Raw genomic sequence first — 24,064 nt, forward strand, 5'->3', positions numbered from 1 at the left:
AATAAAAATAATTAAATTACTGCTTTAGCATCAGACCATTACGTTTAAATTTTGTACGCAATAATTTTATTTCGCTACAGTTCAAACACAATCAGAAATTACTGATTTGTCTCGATTTATTATAAAAACAGACATAACAATTAGCACCAATTATGTAAAACACACTTTAGTATTGGCAATGGCTAATAACTTCTGATTTTCTATATTCTCAATGTTTTAATATTCTTACTGCTCCATATTTTCCACACATTTTCTCAGTAGCATAACGGCAAAATTGGTCACCGAAATATTTAATGAAGCTAACTGTAACTTTAATCCTTGCTCTTCTTTCTCTTCCTTGTATGGCTAATACAGATCACATACCGCAGATAGAAGAAATATTTGCCTTAGAGCAGAAAGGAAACCTAAAAAAAGCACTATTGTTAATTGAACAACTACAAAGCAATAGCACGCCTGTCGCAAAATCAACGATTGATTTGATAAAAGCCCCCATATTAAGAAAACAAGGGCAATACGAGGCTGCAATAGAGTTACTCTTACCTTTACAGCATATTGCTGAGTTGTCCAAAGAAGAGCATTATCAAATCCAAAAAGAGCTTGGTATCAATTACAGACGTCAAGTTAAAACGACCCAAGCTCAGCAGCATTATATGGCAGCACTCAAACTAGCTTACGAGTTAAAGGATAAAAACAAACAGGCACAAAGCCATAGTAATCTGGGTACCTTATATGACACGTTGAATGACCTAGACCAGTCTATGTTTCAGCAATTAAAAGCACAAAAGCTTTTAATTGGCAGTAAAGATAATGAGTTAATCGCCACCAATTTTTATAATTTAGCAAACCTTTCTCATCGCCTAGATGATCTTGCTCAGTCTGAATACTTCTACAAAAAAGCACTTGAGTTTGATATTAAAACAAAAAATCAAATAAACATTGCAGATACCAGCTTACAGTTGGCAAAGTTAGTTTATAAACGTGGTGACTATGAGCAAGCTTTACCCTTATTAAAAAATGCCTACTCACGCTTAGCTGATTTAAATGCTTATGAAGGAATGGCAACAGCAAAGCATACGCTAATGCAACTATATTTAAAGCTCGAAAATAAACATATGGCTTTAAGTAGTGCAGATTCAGGCCTCAGAGCAGCACTTAAATCTGGCTCAGCATTGAGTCAAATATATTCATATTTCAATTTAATTGAACTCCACCTGCCACTTAAGAACTCACAATTGATTGACCTCTATTTGAGTCGTTCAAAAGAACTTATCGAAGGAATTGATAATCGGTTACTAAATAAAAAGCTGCATGGCTACACCGCAGTTTATGCCGAACTTATCGGTGACTACAAACTCGCAACTGAGCAATTGAAGCTTGAAAATAAACTAGCCGAGTCTTTGTTTGAAGAACATTTAAATCAAGCCGTTGAAAAAAACAAAAAGCAATTAACAGCAATCGAGCAACAGCAACGTATTGATGATGAAGTGCAAAAAAATAAGCTCACTACAGCACAAATGAATAACCAGCGACTAGAAAAACAGATTTGGTTATTGTCTGCGGGTCTTGTTTTGTTGTTCACGACTCTTGCGCTCGTGCTCTATTACTTCAAGCATCGAAAAGCGCTATTTAAAGCAAAACTTTATCAATATAACCTGCTTGAAAAAGACAAAATGCTTGCTGATATATCCCATGAATTACGCACCCCTTTAAGCGTATTAAAACTGCATATAGAAGCACTTGAGCTCGATATTCAAGAAAACCGCGATCTAGCCTATAGCAAAATTAATGGCAAAATAGCGCAACTTAACAACCTAATTTCAGATGTGTATCAGTTATCTCAAGCAGAAAACAAGACTCTCGCGCTAAATCTCCAACGCTTAAATGCTGCAAATGTCTTTGCTGAGTACGAGCAAGACATGCGTCATTATGTTCGCAGCCACCACCTGACATTTTTTTCAGACATTATTATTGCTAATGATGTTGAGATCACGGTAGATAAACAAAAGCTCGATCAGATCCTTAATAATATTTTTACTAATGCCTGCCTATATACCGACAGCCCAGGTCATGTTCGGCTCAAAGTGAGAACTAACAAGCAAGAGCTGTTTATTCAAGTCGATGATACTTCTCCGGGTGTAGGTAAAGCCCATATAGGCAAACTCTTTGACCGTTTATATCGTGTTGAAGAATCTCGAAGCCGCGCATCAGGAGGCTCAGGTTTGGGGCTATCAATTTGCCAAAGTTTTGTCGAATTAATGTCTGGCAATATCAGTGCATTACCGGGTAAGTCGGGTGGATTATGTATCCGAATTTTACTGCCTTTAAGCAATAAATAAGCTTCTCCATTTTTCCACCATATTTTATTGCTTAAATAGCATAATAAACTACTGTGGAATGGAACCATGTCAGAGTCATTAAAGCATGCTCAATGGGCAAAATCTGTTGAGCGTAAACACCGCCAAAGCAAAGTTAAAAAAACCAAAAAATCACCTCTTCCTATCTGCGCCGCGCTTGCTTGTGTGCTATTGAGTGCTGGGTTTTATTATGCGAGTTATGAAAAACCGAAAGAGTATCCACCGTTATCTGCAGCGGCGAAACAGCGTATCTCGCAATTTTTTGCCAAACAGTTTTTACTGGGGCAATGGCGCTTAAATAAAATTAACTACTCATCTGATGCAATTCAGGTGTATGTGCAAACGCCAAGCAAAATTGCTCTAGAAGGTGAAGCTTTGAGTCAATATTTACATTACGCTTTATGCCCTGTTGCTAGCAAACGCATTTGGCAAGATATCAAAACGAGGGAATTATCAGTGTATGTGTTTAGCCATTCGATTCGAAAAGGTGATCGAACAGTATGTAATTTAGAAAGCGATGAACGCCAAATCAATTGATTTGACGTTCATCATAGCGATAGCCAGCACCATAAACGGAAGCGACTATCTTAGGAGAGAAATCTAAACTCTTAAGCTTTTTGCGAATATTTTTAATATGGCTGTCGATTACCCGATCGGTAATATCAAAGTTGTTTGGTTGGATATGGTCAAGTATCTGCTGCCTAGAAAAAACACGCTTTGGGGCTTTGTACAAAAGTTTAAATACGTCAAATTCCACTTTTGTTAAACCTAAAGAGACACCTTTAATTTCAACTTCAAGCGCATCTTCTAATAAGCAAATTGCATCAGTCGCTTGCACTACTACATCGGTACTAGGTGCTGACGCACAACGCCTTAAAATAGCTTTAACACGCATCACCAGCTCTGCACCGCTAAAAGGTTTACAAACATAGTCATCGGCACCATGTTCCAATCCTTTTAACCTGTCAGCCTCTTCGACTTTCGCGGTTACCATAATAATCGGCACCATAGAAAAAGCGCGGATCTGCTTCATGCACTCCACGCCATCTAAATTGGGTAACATTACATCTAAAATTATCGCATCCGGATTATTTTCTTTAACCCACGACATCACAGCACTGCCATCAGTGATGTGGTGAGTGGTAAAGCCAGATGCATTGAAGAACAACAGCACTTGTTCTGCAATATCTAAGTCGTCTTCAACGACTAATATCTGCGGCATTTCTATTTCCGTTTATATTTTTTTTATTGTTCTAAGTTGTTGCTTCACCATCGCTTTAAGCGTATCTGATAAGGTTTCATCTAATAAAACCATAGTCAGAATATCGTGCAGATCTTCACTATTCATAACCTCATTGAGTAAATCATTTTCAGATTTCGAATTTGGCTGAAAAAAGCTTAACTGCTCGTCATTTGTGTGTTCGCAAAACATTTTCTTTTTATCCATGTTGTTAGCATCAAATATTAAGATGGGCTTCTGCCTCTACTAAAGATTAAAACGCAACAATATGGAGCAAATATGGAGTTAGTACGAAATAATGAATTTTTTCTGTTCAACAGTTAGATTCATTCCTAGATTTTAGGTAATAAGCGCTATTTTTTCATTATTTTTCTAAAACTAGGTTAAATTTTCGTATCAATAAAATGATAGGCAATAAAAAAGCAAGCTCGGTAGCTTGCTTTTAAAAGTGTTGAATGGCGCCTTAGAATTAAACGCCTAAATAATCCATAATCCCTTCCGCGGCATTTCGGCCTTCGAAAATAGCCGTTACCACTAAATCTGAGCCGCGGACAATATCGCCACCGGCAAAAATCTTAGGGTTGGTTGTTTGGTGAGTAAATTCACCTTTTTCTGGTGCATTGATACCACCCCAATGATTGATTTCAACACCGTACGGTTCTAACCAATCCATTTTATGAGGTTTAAAACCAAATGCCATGAGCACTTTAGTTGCTTCAATAACATGCTCAAAACCCGCAACTTCTTCAGCACGACGACGACCATTTTCGTCCGGCTCACCAAGTTGCGTTTTCACCATTTTAACGCCAGCAACTTTACCTTGCTCATCAACCACAATACCTTTTGGCTGAACGTTAAAGGTAAACTCAACGCCCTCTTCACGGGCATTTTTAACTTCGCGCTTTGAGCCTGGCATGTTTTCTTCGTCACGACGATACGCACAGGTAACCTGTGTAGCCCCTTGACGAATAGAGGTTCTCACACAGTCCATTGCTGTATCACCACCGCCTAATACAACGACTTTTTCGTTCGCCATATCGATATAAGCTTGCTTGTCTTCTGCATAGCCCATAACACGGTTAGTGTTACCAATTAAAAACGGCAGTGCATCAAACACACCCTCTGCATCTTCATTCTCAAGGCCTGCACGCATACTTTGATAGGTACCCACCCCTAAGAATACGGCATCATATTCAGCCAAAATTTCATCAAGGGTAATGTCAACGCCAACTTCAGTGTTTAGCTTAAACTCAACTCCCATTTCCGTGAAAATTTCACGACGCTTTTGCATTACTTCTTTTTCAAGCTTAAATGAAGGAATACCAAACGTAAGAAGGCCACCGATTTCTGGGTGACGGTCAAACACCACAGGCTTAACACCGTTACGTACTAAAATATCCGCACAACCTAAACCAGCTGGGCCTGCACCTATGATAGCCACTTTTTTGTCAGACCATACCACATACGACATATCTGGTTTCCAGCCCATTTTAAAGGCCGTATCAGTGATGTACTTTTCGATATTACCGATAGTGACAGCGCCAAACTCTTCTTCAAGTGTGCAAGAGCCTTCACACAAGCGGTCTTGTGGGCACACTCGACCACACACCTCTGGTAAGCTGTTTGTACGGTGAGAAAGCTCTGCCGCTTCTAAAATACGGCCAGTACGAATGAGCTTTAACCATTGTGGAATATAGTTATGTACTGGGCATTTCCATTCACAGTACGGATTACCACAATCTAAACAGCGATCCGCTTGTGAGTTAACTTGTGTCTCAGAAAACGGCTCGTAAATTTCTACGAAAGATTGTTTACGTGCTGAAATTGGCTTTTTGCGCGGATCAACACGTTGTACATCGATAAACTGGTATACATTTTCGCTCATACTACCCCCTTACTGAGCCTGAACACGAAGCTCTGCGCTACTGCGCGCTCGGTGTCCGAGTAAACTTTTTACATCACTAGACTTTGGCTTAACTAATTTAAACATTGGCATGTATAAATCGAAGTTAGCTAAAATCTGCTCAGCGCGGTTTGAGCCGGTAAGCTCTAAATGCTCAGCAATGAGGCCGCGTAAATGTTCTTGGTGTGACGCCAACCCTTCAAGGGTAACAATTTCAACAAGCTCAGGGTTAATGCGTTTTTCAAAGTCGTTGCCCTCATCAAGAATATACGCAAATCCCCCTGTCATACCTGCACCAAAGTTAATACCTACTTTGCCAAGTACGCAAACCACACCACCTGTCATGTATTCACAGCCATTGTCACCAACACCTTCTACAACCGCTTGAACGCCTGAGTTACGCACTGCAAAACGCTCACCGGCACAGCCTGCAGCAAATAACTTACCGCCTGTTGCACCATATAAACAGGTATTACCGGCAATGGTCGCTTTGTGGCTTTCGAACGATGAACCCAGCGGTGGGCGAATTACTAGCTTACCGCCAGCCATGCCTTTACCAACATAGTCATTGGCATCACCAACCAGTGTCATTTCAAGGCCACCCGCATTCCATACACCAAATGACTGACCCGCTGTACCATGAAGCTCAACAGAGACAGGATCAGCAGCCATACCTTGGTTACCGTGTTTAGAAGCGATATAGCCAGATAACATAGCGCCCACTGAACGGTCTGTATTGCAAATACGGTTAACCAGTGAGATACCTGATTTTTCATCAATTGCTTGTTTAGCTTTTTCAAGCAAGGTTTCATTTAGCTGACCTAAGTAGTGTGAGCTATTTGGCGCACTACAATACAGTGTTTCACCCGTTGGGTTGTTAGGCACAGCAATCACTGACGACAAATCGACTTTCTTTTGTTTCTCTGTGTTGCCTTCGATTGCTTCAAGTAAGTCCAAACGACCAATTAAATCTGTTAAACGAGTCACACCTAAACTTGCCATAATTTGGCGAGCTTCTTCGGCTATAAACTTAAAATAGTTCATCGCCATTTCTGGTAGGCCATGATAATGCTTTTGGCGCAGCGTATCGTCTTGCGTTGCAACACCGGTCGCACAGTTGTTTAAGTGACAAATACGTAAGTATTTACAACCTAGTGCCACCATAGGGCCAGTACCAAAGCCAAAGCTTTCAGCACCTAAAATAGCCGCCTTAATGATATCTAGACCCGTTTTAAGACCACCATCTGTTTGCAAACGAATACGGTGACGTAAACCATTTTCTACCAGCGCTTGCTGGGTTTCAGCAAGACCAAGCTCCCAAGGGCTACCTGCATACTTAACAGAGGTAAGCGGGCTTGCACCTGTGCCACCGTCATAACCAGCAATGGTAATTAAATCTGCATAGGCTTTAGCTACGCCAGTTGCTATAGTACCTACACCCGGCTCAGAAACGAGTTTCACCGAGATCAGTGCATCTGGGTTTACTTGTTTTAAATCGAAAATAAGCTGGGCTAAATCTTCAATCGAGTAAATATCGTGATGCGGCGGAGGCGAAATCAAGGTCACACCTGGCACTGAGTAACGTAATTTTGCAATATACGGCGTTACTTTTTCACCCGGTAATTGACCACCCTCACCTGGTTTTGCACCTTGCGCCACTTTAATCTGAATGACATCAGCGCTACGTAAGTAATGTGGTGTAACACCAAAACGGCCCGAAGCAACTTGCTTAATACGTGAGTTTTTCTCTGTACCGTAGCGAAGCTTGTCTTCACCACCTTCACCAGAGTTTGAACAACCCCCTAAGCGGTTCATTGCAATCGCGAGTGCTTCATGTGCTTCTGGCGATAATGCACCAATACTCATTGCAGCAGAGTCAAAACGTTTGTAAAGCTCAGTTGCTGGCTCTACGTCATCAACACTCACACCGCTATCAGGAATTTTCACCGCCAACATGTCACGTAAATTGGTGATCGGCCGGTTATTTACTAAATCAGCATAAGCCAAGTAGTCTTTATAATCCCCAGAGCGTACTGCCTTTTGCAGTGTTTGAATAACATCTGGGTTATAAGCATGGTACTCACCACCGTGAACATATTTTAGTAAGCCACCATGACTTAATAACTTACGTTTACTAAATGCCAGCTTATGAAGTTTACGTTGGTCATCATCAAAATCAGTAAAACACGCCCCTTTGATACGACTAGCTACACCGTTAAAACAGGTTTCTACAACCGCATCTGATAAACCAACTGCCTCAAATAACATCGAGCAGCGGTACGAAGCGACAGTACTGATCCCCATTTTCGACATGATTTTATACAGACCCTTGTTGATCGCATTACGATAAGCAAGCGTTACTTCGCAATAGCTCTTGTTTAAAATCTTTTTGTCACTCATTGCAACTAATGATTCATATGCAAGGTACGGATAAATTGCCGTTGCACCAAAACCAAGTAATACCGCAAACTGATGCGCATCACGGACACTACCCGATTCGATGATGATATTAGATTCACAACGTAAGTTATTATCGACTAAACGCCTTTGAATTGAACCAACCGCCATCGCAGCCGGGATCGGTAAATGCGTTTCGCTAAAGTTACGATCACTTAAAATAAGCATGACACAGCCTGACGCTGCTTTTTCTTGTGCTTCATCACAAATACGTGTGATTGCTTTTTCTAAGCCTTCTTCTTGTGTGTAAGTGATATCAATTTTACAGTAGCTGTAATGCTCATCGTCAGCATTGATCAGCTGTTGCATATCAGCGTACATCAAAATCGGCGTATCAAACTGTAAACGCTTAGCGTGGCCGGTTGTTTCGTTAAATACGTTTTGCTCACTACCAATACAGGTTGCCAGTGACATAACGTGATTTTCACGAAGTGGGTCAATTGGTGGATTGGTTACTTGCGCAAATTTTTGTCGGAAGTAATCAAACAGTGAGCGATGGCCTTCTGACAGTACCGCAAATGGCGTGTCATCACCCATTGAACCTGTTGCTTCTTGACCATTTTCACCCATTACACGAATCACGCTATCAAGTTCTTCGTTGGTGTAGCCAAACATTTTTTGATACTTAAGCAGTGTTTCGTCATCAAAAGAACGGTTACCCGCATCTTTTTCAGATAACTGTTCAAATGGCGTTAAACGCTTAACGTTTGCTTCAAGCCATGCTTTATATGGATGGCGTGACTTAAGATCTTGGTCAATCTCATCTGAATGCCAAATTTTACCTTGATGAGTATCAATAACTAATAACTCACCTGGGCCAACACGGCCTTTCTCAACCACTTCGTCTGGCGCGTAGTCCCAAATACCTACTTCTGAGGCAAGGGTAATAAAACCATCTTGAGTGATTACATAGCGCGCAGGGCGTAAACCGTTACGGTCAAGGTTACAAGCAGCAAAACGACCGTCAGACATGACAATACCAGCTGGGCCATCCCATGGTTCCATATGCATTGAGTTAAAGTCGTAGAATGCACGTAGGTCATCATCCATAGCACGGTTTTTTTGCCATGCTGGCGGCACAAGCATACGCATTGCACGGAATAAATCCATGCCACCGGCTAAGAACAATTCAAGCATATTATCTAAACTTGAAGAGTCTGAGCCGCTTTCGTTCACGAAAGGTGCTGCTGATTGCAAATCTGGAATAAGTGGTGAGGCAAACTTATACGCACGGGCACGCGCCCATTGGCGGTTACCTTGAATCGTATTAATTTCACCATTATGCGCTAAATAGCGGAATGGTTGCGCCAGTGGCCAACGAGGTTGTGTATTAGTAGAGAAACGTTGGTGGAATACACAAATCGCACTGGTCATGCGAATATCAGCTAGGTCTAAATAAAAGTTAGGTAAGTCTACAGGCATCATTAAGCCTTTATAGACAGTAACTAAACCAGATAAGCTGGCAATATAAAAATGTTCATCGTTTTCGAGGCGTTTTTCAGCACGACGACGCGCTACATACAAGCGACGTTCTAAATCTTTTGGACGCCAGCCTTCTGGTGCGCTTACAAAAATTTGTTCAAAGCCGGGTAGTTGTTTTTTTGCAATTGGCCCTAAACATGACGCATCGGTAGGTACTACGCGCCAGCCTTGAATGCTCAAGGTTTCTTTTTCGAGTTCTTCACTCAACACATCTTTAGCTGTTTGCGCAAGTACAGGATCGGCATTTAAAAATACCATGCCAACGGCGTAGTTCTTTCCTAAATGCCAATCATGTTCGCTGGCAATAGCACGAAAGAAGCTATCAGGTTTTTGCATTAATAAACCACAGCCATCACCTGTTTTACCATCTGCAGAAATACCCCCACGGTGCTCCATGCGATCTAAGCCAGTGATTGCTGTTCGAATCAAGCGGTGACTCGCCTGACCATTGACCTGAGCTATTAAGCCAAAGCCACAATTATCTTTTTCTAATTTTGAGTCGTATAACATAGACCCCTCCCCTTGCTACAACGACTAGCGGTTCAGTCTTTTGTGACAGTGCTAGCAGACGAACAAAACTATCGCCAAATACCTCATGAGTCAATAGAGTTTTGAATACATATTCATATTCATGAATATTTCTCACTTAAAGCACTTTTTAAATTCTATGCTATTTTTTTACATTTAGTCGTATTTTACCCGTTATTTTTTTATGACACTGGTGTCAAATTTAACAACTTGTAAAAAAACAATCTAAAAACCCGCCGATTTACGTTAACGTAAACTGCGCTCTATTTTGAATAATTATTCAAAATATGAATATCAATGCAGTTTTTTACGGGGTCTCGCCTAGCCTAACTGCATCATTATTTACTCTTGGCTTTAGCATAGTTACAAACTACGTATCTGAGCAGACTACCTTAGTCGCAATGACTGAGTTCTTTACCCTTGCGTCAACAATCAGCAATTTAAAAGTGTCCGCAGCGGACACTTTTTCTGTCCGCGGACAGACATTAACTCACTGTTAAAACATAAAATAATTAAAAATCAATAAATTAAAAACTGGCACGCTACTGGTATAGATAAGACATCAGCGAAATTGAGGATTTCAAAATGTTCACTATCAGTTTGTTTATGGCTTCTCCACTTACCATGCTTGCCGTTGGCTTCATGATTGTGTGTTTTGAGAATCGTAAGGAGTTATGATGATTAAGGATACCAGTGCCCAAGATATTACAGTGGCCAAGAAAAACACCATTAAAAAGCCACTTATACTAGCAGCAGGTGTAATACTTGTTGGTGCACTCGGCTTTCAAGCATTGTTTGCCAGTAACGATGGCAGCATCTCGGTTGATGCAGCAAGCCTACAAATTAGTGAAGTAAGCCAAAAGACACTCACCAGAGATGTAGCAGCAAGCGGTAAAATCGTTGCAGCTAATGCGCCAAAGGTTTACAGCCCAGAACGCGGCTTTGTCGATTTAAAAGTTAAAGCCGGTGACAGCGTTGAAGTAAATGAAGTGATCGCAACCGTAACCAGCCCTGAGCTAACCAACGAGCTAAAACAACAACAATCAGTATTAGCGAGATTAGAAGGCGAGTTACAGCGCAAGCAACTTGAAGCGCGTAGACAAAAACTAAGCCTGACTAAAGCGCTCGATTTAGCGCAAGTTGAACTCAATGCTGCAGATAGAGAAAACCGCCGAGCTAAAATCTCAATCGAAAAACATTTAATTAGCCAAATAGATTTAGAAAAAGCCGTTGATGACTTAGCCCGTGCCAAGCTGTCTTATAAGCACGCCGAGCAAGAAGTCAGCTTAGCTAAAGATACCCTCGCATTTGAGCTAAAAGCTGCAGAGCGTGATCTGGCACGTCAGCAACTGATTGTTGATGATTTACTCAGACAAGTAAATGAACTCACTATTACCGCGAGTGTAAGCGGCATTGTGGGTAACTTATTAGTGCAACAAAAAGAAGCGGTCACACAAAGCCAACCATTAATGACATTGGTAGATTTAAGTAACTTTGAAGCAGAACTGCAAGTACCAGAAAGTTACGCCAATGAGCTAGGTCTTGGTATGCAAGTTGAGCTTACGTTAGGTAGTCGTCATGTCACAGGCACGCTATCGGCTATATCACCTGAAGTGAATAACCGCGAGGTGACAACCCGCGTACGTTTTGACAATGAGATTTCTGGCATCCGCCAAAACCAACGCTTAACCGCACGTATTTTATTAGAGAATCGCGACGATGTATTACAAGTAAAACGCGGCGCATTCTTACAACAAGGTGGCACCTATGCCTATAAGGTTGACGGTGACATGGCTTATTTAATCGATATAAAAACCGGTGCAAGCAGTATTAATGCTGTGGAGATAATTGAAGGCGTAGAGCCTGGCGATAAGTTAATTATCTCGAACTACGATCGCTTTAAAAAAGCACCCACACTGGTTTTACGCTAACAAATAAAAGGAATAATCAACATGCTTACAATGAACAACATCAGCAAAGTGTATCAAACAGATATGGTACAAACACATGCCCTTCGTGACTTTAACCTACAAGTAGAAGAAGGTGAATTTATTGCCGTAACGGGCCCAAGTGGCTCAGGAAAAACCACCTTTTTAAACATCGCCGGTATGTTAGAACCCTTTAGCGAAGGCCAATACATGTTAGACGGTATTGACGTGGGTAAGCTAAACGACAACCAGCGTGCAGATCTTCGTAATCAAAAAATTGGTTTTATTTTCCAAGGTTTTAACCTTATTCCAGATTTGAACCTCTATGAAAATATTGAAGTACCACTGCGTTATCGCGGTATCAAAGCCGCCGAGCGTAAGCGCCGAATCGAGCAATGCCTAGAGCAAGTTGGTTTAGCATCACGCGCTAAACACTTACCGCAACAACTTTCTGGTGGTCAACAACAACGTGTGGCTATTGCCAGAGCCCTTGCAGGTGAACCGCGCTTTTTACTTGCCGATGAGCCAACTGGTAATTTAGATAGTTTAATGGCGCGTCAAGTGATGGAGCTACTTGAACAAATCAACCGGGATGGCGCAACCATCATCATGGTTACCCATGATCCAGAACTTGCTCGCAGAGCACCTCGTAATATCCAAGTTGTTGACGGCCAACTCGCTGACTTCACCTTGTATCAAGGCACTCAAAACCTTAAAGCGGCTGGAGTGTAACCATGTTCCTTCATTATTTAGATTTAAGCTGGCGCAGCTTTAAGCGCACGCCACTTGTGAGCTTTTTAATGGTACTGGCCATTGCCATTGGTATTGGCGTAACCATGACCAGTTTATCTGTGTATCACATGATGTCGGCAGACCCTATTCCTGAAAAAAGTAGTGACCTTTATTCTGTGCAGTTACAAACTATGGATGAAGGCCGTACGTGGTGGACAGTCGATAACATGCCACTGCAATTAACTTATCAGGATGCCGTTAATCTTAATCAAGCAAATGCGGGTGGCAAACGTGTCACTATGGTTAGAACGGGTTTTTCGGTTTATTTAGACTCAGATAAAGTTAAACCATTTATTGGTCAAGCTCGCCTAACCACGCCTGATTTTTTCGATATGTTTAACCTATCGTTTATTTACGGTGGGGTTTGGAGCGCACAACAAGAAGCCGATGCCGCCCCTGTTGTGGTGATCAATAATGAATTAAACGACAAACTATTCGCAGGTGAAAACCCAGTAGGCAAAATGGTGTACCTTGATGATGCCAGCTACGAAGTTATTGGCGTGATTGATGATTGGGATATCACCACCAAATACTATGATCTGAACAACGGTGCATTTAATAAGACCGAGCAACTATTTTTACCATTTAGCCTAATGAAAGCACGCCAGCTTGAAAACTGGGGTAATACCAATGGTTGGAAGCACGAAAAAACCAATACCTTTAACGATAAGCTCAATTCTGAAATGGTGTGGTTACAATTTTGGGTTGAACTAAAAACACCTGCAGAAAAGCAAGCTTACCAAGACTTTTTAATGGCCTATATGCAAGAGCAACAAAAGCTAGGTCGTTTTAACCGCGAAAAATTAACCGCCACCTTACGCGATGTAAATGAGTGGATGCAGTACAACAATGTCGTTAGCGAAGACAACGAAATTCTGGTTGGCCTAAGCTTTATGTTTTTAGCAGTATGCCTTGCCAACATTTTAGGTTTATTACTAGCGAAATTTTTACGCCGCGCTCCTGAGGTTGGTGTGCGCCGTGCATTAGGTGCAAGCAAACGCCAAATATTCTTTCAACATATTGTTGAGGTCGCGATGTTAGGTTTCTTAGGTGGCATCTTCGGAATTATTTTGGCGCAAGTGGGCTTATTAGGCGTACGTCAAAGCTATAGCTACTACCAAAGCTTAGCCACTATGGATTTAACCATGCTACTCAGCGCACCTGTGATTGCAATTAGCACCTGTGTGATAGCGGGTCTGTACCCTGCTTGGCTGGTATGTAAAACCAACCCTGCTATTTATCTTAAGAGCCAATAAGGAAGACACCCATGTTAGAAATTAAACCTATCTTTCACGCCTTATGCCGCTCAAAAGTTGGCGCCATTTTATTACTGATCCAAATTGCCATCACCACTGCAATTGTTAGTAACGCAGCGTTTATTATTCAAGACAGAATTAGCTATTTAAGCCAAGAGACTGGCTATCCTGAACAAGACATTTTCGTTTTTAATGTCATGATGTTTGGCAAAGATGTGTCGCCGTCACAGCAATATGAGCTTGATGAAGCCATGCTTCGTCAAATACCTGGTGTAGTTGATGCTGCTTATTCAAGTAATACACCGCTTTCGGGCAGTGGCTCTTCGTCAGATTTTAGTTTAAAGCCAGCACCTGAAGAGAGTAAATCAGCGCGTAGCTCTTACATGTTTATCGATGAGCATGGCATTAATACTTATGGTGTAAAACTCATTGCTGGGCGTAACTACACCGAAGACGAAGTGATCGTCACCGATAACTATGATGAGCTTTCAAAAGTAACCGTTGTTACTAAAACTCTACTCGATGAGTTGTTCCCTGAAGGCAATGGTTTAGGGCAAACAGTCTACTTTGGTGACATTCCAATGAAAATAATTGGTGTTATTGATCTAATGAAAGGCCCTTGGCTTAAAGACAGCCGCCCAGATAACGTAGCACTGCTGCCTTTTATTAAACCTGGTACAAATGCACGCTTTGTGGTTAGAACAGAGCCTGGTCAACGCCAATCAGTCATGAACCGTGTTGAAGAAGCCATGCTGAAAAACTACAACAAACGCGTTATTTCTCGCATTCGTGGCTTAGATGACGATAAAGAGTCATACATGGCTGAAGATACATTAATGATGCGCATGTTGATTGTACTTATTACTATTTTAGTGTTGGTGACGGCCCTGGGTATTTTCGGCCTAACGCTGTTCAATATTAGCAAGCGTACTAAACAAATAGGCACTCGCCGCGCTTTAGGCGCCAGAAAATCGGCCATCATCAGCTACTTCTTAGTTGAAAACGCCATGATATGTATAGTTGGTTTAGTGATTGGTGTGATTGCTGCCGTGTATTTAGGCCAGTTGCTCATGCAGCACTTTTCAATAGCTCAGCTTGATGTTAGCTACGTGCTTGCTACAGCGCTGGCAGTGTTCGTTATGAGTTTATTAGCAGTCCTTGCACCTGCAAAACGGGCGGCGAATATCTCACCGAGCATTGCAACTCGAACAATTTAGTTCTCCCAACCTATGCTACACTGGATTAACAGTGTAGCATTCATCTTGCACCCTTATTAGGAAAATAACTAAAACAATAATATGGAAAAAATACTTATCGTCGACGATAACCCAGCCATTTTGGATGCATTGTCGTTATTACTCGAAATTCACGGTTTTGATGTTGTTACAGCAAGTAACCCGTTTGAGGCAATTCAAGCCGTACAATACCAACGTATTGCGCTTGTTATTCAAGACATGAACTTTACCGCCGACACCACTTCCGGCGAAGAAGGCAAAGAACTTTTTTATGCCTTACGAGACATAAACCCTCACCTACCGATTATTTTGATCACCGCATGGACAGAGCTTTCTACTGCCGTTGAACTTGTCAAAGCAGGGGCTGCTGATTATTTACCAAAACCATGGGACGATGCCAAGCTACTTACTTGTGTAAATAACCTAATCGAACTGGGTAGAGCAAAACAGCAAAACGAAACCTTTACACGCCACCAGCAAGAGCGTGACGCATCTGTGCAACAAGCAAATTTGGTGGGCTTGGTTTATAAAAGTACCGCTATGGAGCACATTGTTAATCTTGCGATTCAAGTGGCTAAATCGGATATTTCAGTGCTTATCACAGGCCCCAACGGCAGTGGTAAAGAGCGCATTGCGCAAATAATACAGGCTAATTCATTATTAGCTGATAAACCCTTTATCACTGTTAATGCCGGTGCTTTACCAAGCGAGCTTATTGAGGCTGAATTATTTGGTGCCGAAGCTGGCGCCTACACCGGTATTACTAAACAACGCATTGGCCGTTTTGAAGCGGCCGATGGTGGCACCCTATTTTTAGACGAAATTGGTAACTTGCCACTTTCTGGACAAATGAAATTATTACGCATTTTACAAACTGGTGAATTTGAACGTTTAGGCTCAACACAAACACGTAAAGTGAATGTGCGGGTGATTTCAGCAACCAATGAAGATTTAAGCCATGCAATTAAAACAGGTCAATTTCGCGAAGACCTTTACTACCGCTTAAATGTAATTGAGTTAAATTTACCAAGCCTTGCCCATCGCCCAGATGATATTTTAGCTTTAGTCGCACACTTTTTGCCTGAGCGCACACTGTCGTTAAGTACAGAAAAAACCCTGCTCGCCCATAGCTGGCCGGGTAATGTTCGTGAGCTTGAAAATGCCTGTAAACGCGCTGGCGTTTTAAAACCCTCAGGGGTGATTGAGCTTGCTGATTTTGGCTTACAAGTTGAAACAAACAGCCCAACACATACAAGAGCAGAGCCTAATAAACAAGAGATCGAACTTGCCATGCGCGAGTACAAAGGTGTGATTGCTAAAGTGGCTCGCCATTTTGGTTTAAGCCGCCAAGCACTCTACCGCAGGCTTGATAAATTTAAGATTGAATACTAATGCGTTTTTCGTTTCGATATAAAATCATCACTTTGTGTATTGCAGCGTCTGCATTGCCGCTTATATTGGTTTGTTATTTTGCGGGCATAAGCTTGCTTTACAGCCTATTAGCCCTACTCGCTTGCACCTTGATAAGCGGATTTTTTGCCGCGCAATTATCAGCTCCGCTCATTGATGGCATGAACTCGCTCGAAACCGGGCTGCTTAATTTTAAAGATGGTGAGCTGGCTACATTATTAGCCTATGATGGCAGTGATGAGCTAGGTGATTTATGCCGGCTTTATAACCAAACTGCAAAACAGCTTCGCCAAGAAAAACAATGGATTTATCAGCGTGAGTTGATGCTCGACAAAGTACTGCAAAGCTCCCCACAAGCTGTGCTTTTGACTAACGACCAAGGCTTTATTGTTTATAGCAACCACAGTGCCCGCAGCTTACTTGATGCTAAATCAGCCCTTGAAGGCGCCAAGCTAGAAAACTTATTAGATTCAAGCTGCGAGCAATTAACGCGTGCCATACACAAAGGTGTTGATGGCTTATTTACCCTCGACAAAGCGGATCAAGAATCACAAACTTGGCATATGGCAACAGGCCGATTATTACTTAATAATCAGTTTCATCAACTGTATGTTTTTAAACAGCTGACCCGCGAACTAAGCCGCCAAGAAGTAGAGGTTTGGAAAAAAGTTATTCGTATTATTAGCCATGAGCTTAACAACTCCCTTGGGCCAATGTCATCAATGCTTCATAGCGCGCAACTTTTAACAAAAGAAGTCGATGAACCACGCTTAAAACGGGTATTTACAACCATTGAAGACCGCATAAAACACCTTAATGAGTTTGTGCAAGGTTATGGTAAATTTGCCAAGTTACCCACCCCTCAACTATCAACGATTAACTGGCCGACACTGATTGAGCAATTAAAAAGTCAGTGGCAGGTTGAGGTCTCACTTGATGAGCGAGTGACAACTGACGCTGATCACACTCAGCTCGAACAGTTACTTATAAACCTATTAAAAAATGCCTATGAGTCAGGGTCAAACCCCGAAGGTGTCAGCTTAACTGTGCAACAAGAAGCAAGTGGCACACACATCACGGTGAGTGATAAAGGCAAAGGTATGAGTGAAGCTGTAATGGCGAACGCACTTATTCCCTTTTACTCAACCAAAGCAACAGGTAGTGGCTTAGGGTTAGCACTTTGCAGAGAAATAGTTGAAGCACACCACGGGCAAATCAGCTTACATAACCGCGAGCAAGGTGGATTAAGCGTGCATGTTTTGCTGCCCTAATGGCCTTTAACACATTCGAGATGGATCATGATTAACAAAGAAACCCGTAACATAATATGAGCTTTTGCAATGCTAAGTCGTATCATACTGATTAAATTACCACTTATTTAAACCTCTATGCTAATAAAGCCTTTTCGTTGAAACCTTGCTCATGTAACTTGGCAACGAGTTGTTCAAGCACCTCATCTTTTTGAGGGGCTACAGGCTGTGTTAATAGTAAAGAAGTCACATTGCCAAAACCTGGGTGATCAAAATCAGGGTTCTCAAGGCCATGTTGTGCTCTTAACGTTAGCAGCATAAGTGCAGCATAAGGTGTAAATTGCCAGTTCATATTATCGAACTCAAAAAACATCTTACTCGGTGGTGATGCTACCTGAGTGACTTGATCATCACATAACTGATTTAGATAAGCGGTGACTTTTGTTAAGTCAGTACTATTCCAATTATCTAAAATAGCTTGGTAAGCAAAGTCATCTACAATCGGTTTTAGAGTATTATCACCTTTCGCCCTATCAAACAACAAGATGATAAAATCACCAATATGACTTTTCGAACGGTTTATCCAGTTTTTCATATAACCGTTTTCGAATAATCTATAAAATTGCCGAGCATAATCATACTGATGTAATAAAAAAGCTGTAGCTAATTGAAATACACTGCCAGGTGAAATAACTCCTTCGTTTTCAACTCCAAAACGAATAAAACAGCGTTTTTGCTTTATATGCGCAATTGCTAATTCATAGTATCCATAATTTAAATAATAACTTAAGTGCTCTGCATCAATCACGCTGTCCTTAACTAAACTAGCTTGTGCAATATTTTCGTAAATTTTACATTGGCCTGACAGTTCAATATTAAGCTTTTCCCAAGGAGCAAAAGGTAATCGCTCATTAGAAAACTCTTCTCCCTGGGTTTTACCATGCTCAATATAGTGAGTAATTCTAACAATATTATCCTCAAAAATATTTTTATACTTTTCCGGGCCTTTGATTGCACGCTTACGCTTTCGTAAAAATTTTTCTAAGTTTTTATTCATTATTTACATGTACCTGCTTTTTTGATGAGTAATAATAAACTTTATTTTTTTCATACAACTAGCATTTTTTAATTATGATAAAATCTCACATTATACTTTGAATTTTTAAGATGTTATGGATATCAATAGTTTAAAAGAAGCACAGCTGTCGCTCTCTAAAAAAGTAAGAGCATCCGATGAAAAGCAGTGTGTTAAGACAATTGCTGGTGTCGATGTTGCTTATAACGAACAATCATCTGAAGTTGTTGGCGCAATTACGGTACTGAATGCTGATACATTAAAAGTACTTGAAGTACAAACTAGTATTGAGGCCATCAGCTTTCCTTATATACCAGGGCTATTTTCATTTCGTGAAGTGCCACCGCTTTTAAATGCATATAACAAACTGACCATAACACCTGATTTAATTGTTTGCGATGGCCATGGCCTTGCACATCCACGGCGTTTTGGTCTTGCTTGCCACTTGGGTGTCACATTAGATATCCCCACCATAGGTTGCGGAAAAACCAAGTTATTAGGCGAGTTTAATGAACTTGCAGCACACCGCGGCGCAACGGCAGATTTATTAGATAACGACGAAGTTATTGGCAAAGTGTTACGCACACAAGATAACATTAAACCTGTTTATGTATCTATTGGCCATAAAGTATCTTTAGATACAGCAGTTGAGTGGGTTCTCAAGCTAACGCCTAAATACAGACTTCCCGAGACAACACGTCAAGCTGATCAACTGGTAAATAAAACTTTAAAAGAACATAGAGAAAAGACTTATGAAAAAACATAAATCTTAACTCATTAATAAAGCTTAAGTTTGTATAATATTTTTACCTTCTTAAAATTATCATTTCGAAAAGAAATGACCTCATCTAATGTTAAATTAACTAAATGGTGAAAGCTTAGTTCTTCTAGCTCCAGCCAAGCATGTTTTTTCAGCTCGTATAAAACACCCCAGCTAATATTTGAAACTAAAAGCGTATTAACTGGGAACTCTAACAGCGACGGCAATAATTCTGTAAATTTTACATCCGTTACGTCTTGTAAGCTAAGCTCTATAACATTATCAGAAAGCAATTTTTTTATATCGCTAAAACTCGTGATTTTTAGCGGTGAGTCATCAACCTTAGCATTCAAAGAAAAGATATCGTCAATACTCTTATAGATATATATACCACGAAGCTTATTCTCTTTATTAAATGATAACTTTAAACTTCTTTTATCCCCAGCTTGAACCTTCACTTTGTAATAAGACAACACTGAAGGCTCATTCCATATATATTCATACTGAATAGGACCAGCGCCATAAATTAATTCAGAGTAACAATCATGCTTTTGAAAATGTTGAGACAAACCATCTAATTCCCACCCTTCAATGATACAACGTACATCACACACCCAGTCATAAGCAATCTCATAAACAACACCATTAAAAGGCTTACCTTCATGAAAAAGCTGTAAGTTTCCATCCCATTTTTCATCAATGATACTATCTAATAACTCAAGCCCTTTAATATCGATATAAGAAAAATTGTATTCTCCTAATATTTCGCCATTAAAAAATTGCTTTTTGCTAACAACAACCCCGCTTTCAGTGAAAATCGCAACCCCCGTAAAAGGCACCCCTTTGAAAAAGTAGGAACTTTCCTGTTTTACTAGCGCACCAGACACAACAAGTGGTGGAGCTTCACATTTCATTTAATAATCAACCCAGCAGAAAATTGAACATGCATTTTATTTTTAAGTTGTACTTAACTAAGAAAATAGGTAAAAAAAAAGCCGCAATCAGCGGCTTCTTTCAACACTAAATATAATTATTCAGCGTCTTTTTCTTTGTACTTTGCAGCTGTTTCAGTGATTAGTGGCTGTAATTCACCACGTTGAAACATTTCGATGATAATGTCACAACCACCGATAAGCTCGCCTTCTACCCATAGTTGTGGGAATGTTGGCCAGTTTGCGTATGCAGGTAACTCTGCACGGATATCTGGGTTAAGTAGAATGTCAACGTAAGCAAACTGCTCACCACACGCCATAAGTGCTTGTGATGCTTGTGAAGAAAAACCACAGTTAGGTAACTTTGGTGATCCTTTCATGTAAAGAAGGATTGGATTTTCAGAAATTTGCTGTTTAATTTTATCGATGGTTTCCATTTACAACCTCAAAAAAGACATTGGCTTACTACATTGGCCTTGAAAAAGTTTCACTGTGGCCTCAGATATATAACTTAAAATCGGCATTCGTAGCCACAATTTTAAATAGTCTTTAGCAATAGCATTGCTGTTTGCTAAAACTTGAGTAAAATACTCAACAATTATAGTAACACTATAATACCACTTGGTATAGGGAAGTACGCTGTTTACCTTGCTATTACCTATAACTGAGTGGACTATCAACCAAGAAGATGGAGATAAAAAATGGCATTTGAACTACCGTCACTACCATACGCAATCGATGCATTAGAGCCACATATTTCAAAAGAGACTCTAGAGTTTCACCACGGTAAACACCACAACACTTACGTTGTGAAATTAAACGGTCTGATCCCAGGCACAGAATTCGAAAACAAATCTCTAGAAGAAATCGTATGTTCTTCAGAAGGTGGCGTATTTAACAATGCTGCACAAATCTGGAACCACACGTTCTACTGGAACAGCCTATCTCCAAACGGTGGTGGCGAGCCTACAGGCGCAATCGCTGACGCGATCAACGCTAAATGGGGTTCTTTCGACGCATTCAAAGAAGCGTTAAACGACAAAGCAGTAAACAACTTCGGTTCAAGCTGGACTTGGTTAGTTAAACTAGCTGACGGCACTCTTGATATCGTTAACACATCAAATGCTGCAACGCCATTAACTGATGAAGGTGTTACTCCAATCCTAACTGTGGATCTTTGGGAACACGCTTACTACATCGATTACCGTAACGTTCGTCCAGATTACCTAAAAGGTTTCTGGGCATTAGTTAACTGGGACTTCGCGAACGCTAACTTCGCTTAATCTTCTGTTACTAGCAGTAATCAAAAAAAAGACGCTTCGGCGTCTTTTTTATTGCCAGTGCACGCCCCTTCTAAGTCGCAGCCAAGCCCTCAGCCAAAAAGCGTAATCAAGATGAGCTTTTTTCAATTAAATTCTTAATTTTCTTGCGCAAAAATTCAAAATCGTGACTAAGCTTTAATTAGCCTTTGCTTTTCTCTTAATCTAATTACACGTCATTTTAGCGGGTTTTCGGAGGTCTCTATGAGTATTTTTGAGCATTACCAATCACGATACGAAGCAGCGCAAGAAGAAGAATACAGTATTGAGGAATTTCTCGAGATCTGTAAGAAGGATAAATCAGCTTATGCCAGCGCACCTGAGCGGCTATTGATGGCCATCGGTGAGCCGGAGATTATCGACACTTCAACCGATGCGCGCTTAAGCAGGCTGTTTTCTAATCGCGTAGTCGCACGCTACCCTGCATTTCACGATTTTTATGGTATGGAAGATGCCATTGAACAAATCGTTTCTTATTTAAAACATGCTGCGCAAGGCTTAGAAGAATGTAAGCAAGTACTGTATTTACTTGGCCCAGTAGGTGGCGGTAAATCATCCATTGCTGAAAAACTAAAATACTTAATGCAGCAGGTACCTATTTACTCAATCAAAGGCTCGCCTGTTAACGACCACCCTTTAGCGCTATTTGACCCAAATGAAGATGCTGAACTTTTAGAAAAAGAATACGGCATTAAACCGCGTTATTTAAAAACGGTGATGTCACCGTGGGCTGCAAAACGCTTAAGTGAATTTAATGGTGATATTAGCCAATTTAGAGTGGTTAAGCGCTTCCCATCTATTTTAAATCAAGTCGCGATTGCGAAAACTGAGCCCGGCGATGAAAACAATCAAGACATTTCAGCGTTAGTGGGTAAAGTCGATATTCGCCAGCTTGAGCACTTTGCGCAAAACGACCCTGATGCCTACGCCTACTCAGGTGCACTTTGCTTAGCAAACCAAGGCTTAATGGAGTTTGTGGAAATGTTTAAAGCGCCAATCAAGGTGCTACATCCACTGCTTACAGCCACGCAAGAAGGCAATTACAACGGTACAGAAGGCATTAGTGCCCTGCCGTTTAATGGCATGATTTTAGCTCACTCAAATGAATCTGAGTGGCAAACATTTAAGAATAACAAAAACAATGAAGCATTTTTAGACCGTGTTTACATCGTCAAAGTGCCTTATTGTTTACGTGTATCTGAAGAAGTCAAAATTTACAATAAACTTCTTGAAAACAGTGAATTACATGATGCACCTTGTGCACCGGGCACATTAAAAACACTGGCACAATTTACCACTCTTTCGCGTATTAAAGAGCCTGAAAACTCAAGTATTTATTCAAAAATGCGGGTCTATGACGGCGAAAGCTTAAAAGATACTGACCCGAAAGCGAAGTCGTATCAAGAATACCGCGATTACGCGGGTGTTGATGAGGGCATGACCGGGCTTTCTACCCGCTTTGCGTTTAAGATCCTATCGCGGGTATTTAACTTCGATACCACTGAAGTGGCAGCCAACCCAGTGCACTTATTCTATGTTCTTGAACAGCAAATTGAGCGAGAGCAATTTACCGCCGATGTTGAAGAGCGTTACTTAAGCCACTTAAAAGGCTACCTCATTCCTCAGTATGTAGAGTTTATCGGGAAAGAGTTACAAACAGCCTATTTAGAGTCTTACTCTGAATATGGGCAAAACATCTTTGACCGCTACGTCACTTATGCAGATTTCTGGATCCAAGATCAAGAATACCGCGACCCAGATACTGGCCAGTTATTTGACCGTGCTGCGCTTAACGCAGAACTTGAGAAGATTGAAAAACCTGCGGGTATTTCAAACCCTAAAGATTTCCGTAATGAGATAGTTAATTTCGTACTGCGGGCGCGTGCCCACAACCAAGGCAAGAATCCGCTTTGGACCAGCTACGAAAAACTTCGCACAGTTATTGAGAAGAAAATGTTCTCAAATACCGAAGATCTGCTGCCGGTTATTTCCTTCAATGCGAAAACCTCTGCAGAAGATCAGAAAAAACACGAAGACTTTGTCAATCGTATGGTTGAGAAAGGCTATACCCAAAAACAAGTACGTTTACTTTCTGAATGGTATTTACGCGTTAGAAAATCGCAGTAAAAAACGTTTGTTTTAA

18 protein-coding genes are annotated in these 24,064 nt (G+C 40.9%); 11 read left to right on the top strand and 7 right to left on the bottom strand.

Annotation, left to right across the window (positions count from 1 at the left end; translation table 11 throughout):
• The first annotated feature begins 293 nt into the window (after nucleotides 1-293).
• Both L1266_RS02630 and L1266_RS02635 read left to right on the top strand, forming a co-directional pair.
• Entirely contained in the window at nucleotides 294-2,336 is a 2,043-nt protein-coding gene (locus L1266_RS02630) for an ATP-binding protein (protein WP_235376795.1), read from the top strand.
• Nucleotides 2,337-2,402: 66 nt separating this feature from the next.
• Nucleotides 2,403-2,891: a hypothetical protein gene (locus L1266_RS02635; RefSeq protein ID WP_138600461.1), complete on the top strand. Its 489-nt coding sequence runs from the start codon at nucleotides 2,403-2,405 to the stop codon at nucleotides 2,889-2,891.
• Here the strand turns inward: L1266_RS02635 and L1266_RS02640 are convergent.
• The 4 genes from L1266_RS02640 to gltB form a co-directional block, all read right to left on the bottom strand.
• The gene (locus tag L1266_RS02640; protein ID WP_235376797.1) at nucleotides 2,884-3,576 is read right to left on the bottom strand and encodes a response regulator; all 693 of its coding nucleotides are present in this window, start codon (nucleotides 3,574-3,576) and stop codon (nucleotides 2,884-2,886) included. The genes L1266_RS02635 and L1266_RS02640 overlap by 8 nt on opposite strands.
• A gap of 12 nt (nucleotides 3,577-3,588) precedes the next feature.
• A complete protein-coding gene (locus L1266_RS02645) occupies nucleotides 3,589-3,786 on the bottom strand; it encodes a hypothetical protein (protein WP_054551940.1) in 198 nt (65 codons plus the stop codon).
• A gap of 277 nt (nucleotides 3,787-4,063) precedes the next feature.
• A complete protein-coding gene (locus tag L1266_RS02650; protein ID WP_235376798.1) occupies nucleotides 4,064-5,479 on the bottom strand; it encodes an FAD-dependent oxidoreductase in 1,416 nt (471 codons plus the stop codon).
• 9 nt (nucleotides 5,480-5,488) lie between these two features.
• Nucleotides 5,489-9,946, bottom strand: coding sequence for a glutamate synthase large subunit (gene gltB / locus L1266_RS02655; protein WP_138600455.1), 4,458 nt, complete (start codon nucleotides 9,944-9,946; stop codon nucleotides 5,489-5,491).
• A 695-nt stretch (nucleotides 9,947-10,641) separates the two neighbouring features.
• On the opposite strand from gltB, the gene L1266_RS02660 reads away from it, so the two are divergent.
• From L1266_RS02660 to L1266_RS02685, 6 genes are all read left to right on the top strand, one after another.
• The gene (locus L1266_RS02660; protein ID WP_235376801.1) at nucleotides 10,642-11,895 is read left to right on the top strand and encodes an efflux RND transporter periplasmic adaptor subunit; all 1,254 of its coding nucleotides are present in this window, start codon (nucleotides 10,642-10,644) and stop codon (nucleotides 11,893-11,895) included.
• A gap of 21 nt (nucleotides 11,896-11,916) precedes the next feature.
• Nucleotides 11,917-12,624, top strand: coding sequence for an ABC transporter ATP-binding protein (locus L1266_RS02665; protein ID WP_054551528.1), 708 nt, complete (start codon nucleotides 11,917-11,919; stop codon nucleotides 12,622-12,624).
• 2 nt (nucleotides 12,625-12,626) lie between these two features.
• On the top strand, nucleotides 12,627-13,940 hold the full coding sequence (locus L1266_RS02670) for an ABC transporter permease (RefSeq protein ID WP_235376802.1): 1,314 nt from the start codon (nucleotides 12,627-12,629) through the stop codon (nucleotides 13,938-13,940).
• An 11-nt stretch (nucleotides 13,941-13,951) separates the two neighbouring features.
• Complete coding sequence (locus L1266_RS02675) at nucleotides 13,952-15,157, top strand: ABC transporter permease (RefSeq protein WP_138600449.1); 1,206 nt, start codon at nucleotides 13,952-13,954, stop codon at nucleotides 15,155-15,157.
• Between the two features lie 81 nt (nucleotides 15,158-15,238).
• Entirely contained in the window at nucleotides 15,239-16,567 is a 1,329-nt protein-coding gene (locus L1266_RS02680) for a sigma-54-dependent transcriptional regulator (protein WP_235376803.1), read from the top strand.
• A complete protein-coding gene (locus L1266_RS02685) occupies nucleotides 16,567-17,856 on the top strand; it encodes a sensor histidine kinase (protein WP_138600445.1) in 1,290 nt (429 codons plus the stop codon). Before L1266_RS02680 ends, L1266_RS02685 begins: the two co-directional genes overlap by 1 nt.
• A 115-nt stretch (nucleotides 17,857-17,971) precedes the next feature.
• On the opposite strand, the gene L1266_RS02690 is transcribed toward L1266_RS02685, so the two are convergent.
• A complete protein-coding gene (locus tag L1266_RS02690) occupies nucleotides 17,972-18,892 on the bottom strand; it encodes a hypothetical protein (RefSeq protein WP_138600443.1) in 921 nt (306 codons plus the stop codon).
• Between the two features lie 115 nt (nucleotides 18,893-19,007).
• On the opposite strand from L1266_RS02690, the gene nfi reads away from it, so the two are divergent.
• Nucleotides 19,008-19,676: a deoxyribonuclease V gene (gene nfi, locus L1266_RS02695; protein ID WP_138600441.1), complete on the top strand. Its 669-nt coding sequence runs from the start codon at nucleotides 19,008-19,010 to the stop codon at nucleotides 19,674-19,676.
• An 11-nt stretch (nucleotides 19,677-19,687) separates the two neighbouring features.
• On the opposite strand, the gene L1266_RS02700 is transcribed toward nfi, so the two are convergent.
• Entirely contained in the window at nucleotides 19,688-20,584 is an 897-nt protein-coding gene (locus tag L1266_RS02700; protein ID WP_235376804.1) for a hypothetical protein, read from the bottom strand.
• Between the two features lie 116 nt (nucleotides 20,585-20,700).
• On the bottom strand, nucleotides 20,701-21,039 hold the full coding sequence (locus L1266_RS02705; RefSeq protein WP_054551536.1) for a Grx4 family monothiol glutaredoxin: 339 nt from the start codon (nucleotides 21,037-21,039) through the stop codon (nucleotides 20,701-20,703).
• A 264-nt stretch (nucleotides 21,040-21,303) separates the two neighbouring features.
• On the opposite strand from L1266_RS02705, the gene L1266_RS02710 reads away from it, so the two are divergent.
• Nucleotides 21,304-21,885 (top strand): superoxide dismutase, encoded by a 582-nt coding sequence (locus L1266_RS02710; RefSeq protein WP_054551537.1) that lies wholly within the window; start codon nucleotides 21,304-21,306, stop codon nucleotides 21,883-21,885.
• Between the two features lie 240 nt (nucleotides 21,886-22,125).
• Nucleotides 22,126-24,048, top strand: coding sequence for a PrkA family serine protein kinase (locus L1266_RS02715; RefSeq protein ID WP_054551538.1), 1,923 nt, complete (start codon nucleotides 22,126-22,128; stop codon nucleotides 24,046-24,048).
• Nucleotides 24,049-24,064: the final 16 nt, after the last annotated feature.

The organism is Pseudoalteromonas sp. Cn5-37 (assembly GCF_021532495.1).
GTDB classification, from domain to species: Bacteria; Pseudomonadota; Gammaproteobacteria; order Enterobacterales; family Alteromonadaceae; genus Pseudoalteromonas; species Pseudoalteromonas simplex.

Excerpts from the sequence above, each read along its gene's own strand:
- L1266_RS02630 (WP_235376795.1), top strand. The coding sequence starts at position 294 with ATGAAGCTAACTGTAACTTTAATCCTTGCTCTTCTTTCTCTTCCTTGT.
- L1266_RS02635 (WP_138600461.1), top strand. The coding sequence starts at position 2,403 with ATGTCAGAGTCATTAAAGCATGCTCAATGGGCAAAATCTGTTGAGCGT.
- L1266_RS02640 (WP_235376797.1), bottom strand. The coding sequence starts at position 3,576 with ATGCCGCAGATATTAGTCGTTGAAGACGACTTAGATATTGCAGAACAA.
- L1266_RS02645 (WP_054551940.1), bottom strand. The coding sequence starts at position 3,786 with ATGTTTTGCGAACACACAAATGACGAGCAGTTAAGCTTTTTTCAGCCA.
- L1266_RS02650 (WP_235376798.1), bottom strand. The coding sequence starts at position 5,479 with ATGAGCGAAAATGTATACCAGTTTATCGATGTACAACGTGTTGATCCG.
- gltB (WP_138600455.1), bottom strand. The coding sequence starts at position 9,946 with ATGTTATACGACTCAAAATTAGAAAAAGATAATTGTGGCTTTGGCTTA.
- L1266_RS02660 (WP_235376801.1), top strand. The coding sequence starts at position 10,642 with ATGATTAAGGATACCAGTGCCCAAGATATTACAGTGGCCAAGAAAAAC.
- L1266_RS02665 (WP_054551528.1), top strand. The coding sequence starts at position 11,917 with ATGCTTACAATGAACAACATCAGCAAAGTGTATCAAACAGATATGGTA.
- L1266_RS02670 (WP_235376802.1), top strand. The coding sequence starts at position 12,627 with ATGTTCCTTCATTATTTAGATTTAAGCTGGCGCAGCTTTAAGCGCACG.
- L1266_RS02675 (WP_138600449.1), top strand. The coding sequence starts at position 13,952 with ATGTTAGAAATTAAACCTATCTTTCACGCCTTATGCCGCTCAAAAGTT.
- L1266_RS02680 (WP_235376803.1), top strand. The coding sequence starts at position 15,239 with ATGGAAAAAATACTTATCGTCGACGATAACCCAGCCATTTTGGATGCA.
- L1266_RS02685 (WP_138600445.1), top strand. The coding sequence starts at position 16,567 with ATGCGTTTTTCGTTTCGATATAAAATCATCACTTTGTGTATTGCAGCG.
- L1266_RS02690 (WP_138600443.1), bottom strand. The coding sequence starts at position 18,892 with ATGAATAAAAACTTAGAAAAATTTTTACGAAAGCGTAAGCGTGCAATC.
- nfi (WP_138600441.1), top strand. The coding sequence starts at position 19,008 with ATGGATATCAATAGTTTAAAAGAAGCACAGCTGTCGCTCTCTAAAAAA.
- L1266_RS02700 (WP_235376804.1), bottom strand. The coding sequence starts at position 20,584 with ATGAAATGTGAAGCTCCACCACTTGTTGTGTCTGGTGCGCTAGTAAAA.
- L1266_RS02705 (WP_054551536.1), bottom strand. The coding sequence starts at position 21,039 with ATGGAAACCATCGATAAAATTAAACAGCAAATTTCTGAAAATCCAATC.
- L1266_RS02710 (WP_054551537.1), top strand. The coding sequence starts at position 21,304 with ATGGCATTTGAACTACCGTCACTACCATACGCAATCGATGCATTAGAG.
- L1266_RS02715 (WP_054551538.1), top strand. The coding sequence starts at position 22,126 with ATGAGTATTTTTGAGCATTACCAATCACGATACGAAGCAGCGCAAGAA.